Source organism: Methylibium sp., from assembly GCF_013817365.1.
Classification (GTDB): domain Bacteria; phylum Pseudomonadota; class Gammaproteobacteria; order Burkholderiales; family Burkholderiaceae_C; genus Methylibium.
In genome coordinates, this window is sequence record NZ_JACDCU010000333.1 from 1 (window position 1) to 4609 (window position 4609).

General features: G+C 68.3%; 3 protein-coding genes. All 3 read right to left on the reverse strand.

The window, feature by feature from the left end:
* Positions 1-185 precede the first annotated feature (185 nt).
* Complete coding sequence (locus tag H0W38_RS16980; RefSeq protein WP_292456230.1) at positions 186-2915, reverse strand: AAA family ATPase; 2730 nt, start codon at positions 2913-2915, stop codon at positions 186-188.
* Positions 2916-3005: 90 nt separating this feature from the next.
* Positions 3006-4160 (reverse strand): vanadium-dependent haloperoxidase, encoded by a 1155-nt coding sequence (locus H0W38_RS16985; RefSeq protein WP_292456232.1) that lies wholly within the window; start codon positions 4158-4160, stop codon positions 3006-3008.
* A 127-nt stretch (positions 4161-4287) separates the two neighbouring features.
* The coding region (locus H0W38_RS16990) for a nickel-binding protein (protein ID WP_292456233.1) at positions 4288-4609 on the reverse strand (322 nt) is incomplete at its 5' end.

Consider the following 4609-nt stretch of genomic DNA (forward strand, 5'->3'; position numbering starts at 1 on the left):
GACTGACGTTGCCACGCTGCGTGGGAAGGCAATGTTCGATCTGCTCGAATTGGGCTTGCGTGATCTCCATGCATGAATTTTCTCGCATCATGCATGCTCGAATCAAGTAGTGTTAACACGCCCTAGTACAGACTGGCTGCTGTGCTTTCAGATGGCCGCCGAGTGACTGCTGTTGCCAGGACAGGTCATTGGTGGCACGTCGGAGCGGATCTCCCGCTTCGCGATGACCGAGTGAGTGAGCCAAGGCCGGCGTTCAGCGCCGACCGCGAGGCGCGGGCTGCGCGCGCTCGAGCCAGCGCGGGTCCGGCGAGCCGGTTCAGGCGCTCGCCGCATTCGCCGCGACGACGCCCAATCGATAGGCCGCACTCACCGCCTCGGCACGCGTCGCCACGCCGAGCTTGACGAAGATCGCTGCGAGGTGATGTTCGACGGTGCGCGCCGACCGGTGCAGGCAACGCAATCTCCTTGTTACGCAGCCCCGCCGCGAGCAGTTCGAGCACCGCCACTTCCTTGTCGGTCAGGCCAACGGGATGTTCGCGCGTCGAACGCCGCGCGCCTCGCGGCAGGCCGCGCACGCCCGCCTCGCGCAAGCGCTGACGGACGCGCTCAACCATCGGCCTCGCGCCCAGCGCCTCGAACATGGCGAGGGCTTCGCGTTTCGCCGGCTCGTCGCCTTGTGCCAACGCGCGTGCCGTCTCGAACGGGCAGCCAATCGAGCGCCACGCATCAGCCGCATCCTGCCAGCGGCCGGCGGCTTCGAGCGCGAACGGGTGCTCCGCGCAAAAGTCGGGGATCGGCGTCGCCTCGTGGCCGCCGAGCCGGCACCACAACACCAGTTGCGCGGCCAAGTTGATCCGTCGCGACGCAACTGCCAGCGGAAGGTGGCCTGCAGCGTCGCGTGCCGCGTCGCGATCACGTCCTTCCAGCCATGCGGCCTCAACCCGCGCGACATGAAAGCGGTCGGGCCCGGCACCCGTCGCCAGATCGCGCGCTTCGTCCAGCGCGCTCCAGACGCCGGGATCGCCGCGCCGCGCGCGCAGCCGGCCAAGAGCGACGAGCGCCGCGATTCGTGCGATCACCGTCGCTTTGGGCTCGGCGATCACCGTATGTGAGGCGGCCGCGGCCTCGTCCCAGCGCGACTGCTCCAGCAGTGCGCGGGCGAGCCACGCCGTCTGCCACAACCGCGTCGCGTGGAGGTCGCGTTCGGTGCAAAAGTCGATTCCCTTGCGCAGCCACGTCTCGGCCTCCGCGAGCCTCAACGCGTCGACGCAACCCGCCCCAAGGCTGGCGAAAATCTGGCTGGCGAGCCTATCTTCGTTGGCACCCAGCGCCAGTGCGAGTGCACGTTCGAGTGTCGCCATGCCCTCGTCGACCCGGGCCAAATCGACCTGCGAGCGGCCGATGGTCTTCAAGCACATCGCCATCTCGGCTTTGTCGCCCTCACGCTCGGCCTGGTCGAGCACCGTCGACGCAAGCGCAATCGCCTTGTCGGATTCGCGTTCGTACTGGCAAAGCGACGCGGCGCAGCTGCGCACCACGCGCGCCGCATGCGACCCGGGTTGGTCGACGACGAGCGAGCGAGCCTCGCGCAATGCCGCCGCTGCGTCGGGGTTGCGCGCGGCGTACAGGAATATGAGCGACTGCCGCGCTAGCGACACCGCTGCGTTGTCCGGCCGCCCGTGCTCGCACCACAGCCGCGCTGCTTCGCTTCGCACGGCTATCGATTCGTCGAGGCCTATGCTCATATGCACGTCTTCGGCTGACGCGTCGAGCAGCGCGGCGCGCTCGGCACTAGGCTCGCAATGTTCGAGTGCGCGGGCCCAGTGCGCGGCGGCCTGTCGGTGCGCGCCGTGTACCGCCGCTTCCCGCGCCGCAACCGGCGCCCAGTGTCGCAACGCGGCCATGTCGCCGGCAGCTTCCGCGTGCAGCACCAGCCGGGCGGCGATCCGCGTCGCGCCGCTCAGCAAAAGCGCCTGCAGCACGAGACGGTGCAAGCCGATCGCTCGCGTCGGCGCCATCGCCTGCAACACCGCCTGCCGCGCCAGCTCGTGGCGGAACGCAAATGCCGCCCCGTCGGTGCGCAGCACGCCGGTCGTCAGGCACTCGTCGATCGACCCGCTCTCGGCGGCCGTCAACTCGCGCAGCAACCAGGTCTCGGCGCGCGGCCCGGCCACCGCGACCGCGTCGAGCACGGCGCGGGCCGAGGGTGACAGGCGTCCGGCGCGCGCCAGCACCGCGTCCCGAACGGTGGTGGGAACGCCTTTGACATCGTTCGCCGTTGCCGCGAGCACCTCGGTCACGAAGAACGGATTGCCTGCGGTCTGCTCGTGCAAGGCCGTTGCATCGACGCCGGTTCCGGCCGAAAGCGACCGCACCGCTGCCAGGGAGAGCGGCTGTGGCGCCAGCCGCGGCGCTCCGGCAGTTGCCAGATCGCCGAGAACAGCGCGCAGCGGATGTGCCGGAACGACCTCGTCGTTGCGAAAGCTCGCGACGAGGAGCGAACGAGTGCGGGCGATACGCCGGCCTGCATAGCGCAGCAGGTCGAGCGTCGCCTCGTCGGCCCAATGGACATCTTCGAGAACGGCCAGTGCCGGTCGTTCGGCGAGCAAGTCGACGAACGCGACGAACAGGCGATGCCGCTCGCCGCTGCCGTCGTGCGGGATGGCCAGCTTGCCGCCCGAGTCGATGGCGATGTCGTCGAGCGCGCCGAGCGGCCGTGGCGTCGCCATGGCCTCGCAGGCACCCCAGTACACCGGCGTGTCTGCAGGCATCGACGCGGCGAAGGCTCGTAGCACGGTGGTCTTGCCGATGCCAGCTTCGCCTTCGACGAAGACCAACTGGCCCGGTCCTTCGCGCGCCTTCAACCATCGCGCATAAAGCTGCGCGAGCACGCCATCGCGCTTGAGAAGCGTCATGGTTCGGCCCCGGCCCCGGCCCCGGCAGCGGGCATCGGCAACCTCTGCCGCGCCCATCGTAGCAGCGCATGTTAGCTGAGCGGTTGGCGCTCAGGGGCTAGCGCGCGACGTCGTCTTGGGTCGCAGATGGTTCGCGACTGCATACGCGCCCACTCTGCGGCCGAGCTCGGTGGAATGCTCGTTGGTGCTGCGAAAGTGGATGCCAGCAAACGCTCGTGCGTCCTCCATCTCCTTCTCGATCTGCGCGAGGCTCGAGTAGCTGCGCATCATCCCAAGACCTGGCGGGAACACGTAGCTGAACTTCACCTCGTCGCTGCCGAAGAGCTCGCGCAACACCTGCGCGACGGCGCCCGTGGCGATGCAGTGGGCGGAGGGATAGTCCGGGTGGGGCGGAGTGATGAGCAGCGATTCCCAGTTCGGGTCGGGAGCAACGCTGCCGTAGCCAGCCCGGATCGCCGTGATCGGACGCCACGCATTCTCCAGGTACTTGATCCTGAAAGAGGCGATCAACGCGTCGGCGGCAGCCATGTGCGTCAGCGCAAAAAGACGGGCGTTCTCGTGCATCGAGAGCCTCCTCACCTGGGACATGGCGCGCGCGACAGCGTTTAACTGTGGGATCTCATTGCCAGACCAGAAGAGCGCCGCGGCAGTCTGATCGGCCGTGCGTTCGGTGCTGTGGCGACCGCCCAGGCGCTTGATCTCGTCCAGATCACGTGCGAACTCCCCGCTCGTCAGCGCGGGCCTCCCCTTCGCGGCGAACTGATCGACCGACTTGAGCATGAAGGGTGTGACGCCGCCCAGCTGCGGCAGCGCACCCGGCGCGAGTCCAGGCGGCGTTCGCTGCCACTCGCCGACCCCGGTGCCCGGCTTGTCCTCGGCCTTCGTGTCGAAGTTGTCCTTGGCGCGCCAGGCCAGCATGCGCTCGGCCACGGTCTTGCCGACCACGATGCCGTCCGCTTTCCAGCGCTCGTCGCTGATCTTCGCCAGCGACTGGGCGAGTGCGGTGTCCAGCGCGGCCTTCTGCGACGGCACGAGCGCGGCGAGAACAACGTGCGCGGCGGTCGCCACAGCGGCGTCTTTCGAGGCTCCTGCGGGAGCCTCGACCGGGAAGCGATACGTTTCGTAGTGCGGCTCGATCGAGTTGATCGCATCGTGTACCGCGCCGTGCATCGCCGCCATGACACCCGCATGGACGGGCGGCACAGCAATCGGCAGCGCGGCAGCGGTCGCGTTCCAATCCAGCACGGTGTCGGCGCGAGCCGAGCCGATGGCGCCCGACAGGCAGAGTGTTGCGACGACCGCCGCCGCGAATGCGCATTGACTTTTCAGAATGACAGATCTCATGTGACCTCCGTTGATGGGTAACGCCCGATCAGAGGAAGTACGGATCGAAGACCCGCACCTCGGTGATGCGGTCGACCGGCAGGGCGGTGGCCTGCGCAGCGACGCGGATCGCCTCAGGCGACGGAGAGTCGACGATGCAGAAGCTGCGGCAACGGTCCGGCGTCACGAACGAGTGAATCCAGGTCACGCCTTCGCGCGAATTGGCGCGGATCACTTCGTCGCAGTGATCCGCGGCGCGGCCGTCAGTGGCCGCCCCTGCGCGAGCGGAGGCGCAGAAGGTACGTTCGACGAGGTAGCGTGGCATGGTCGACTCCAGTTTGCGAGGCGATGCGCGAACACTAGGACGCGCT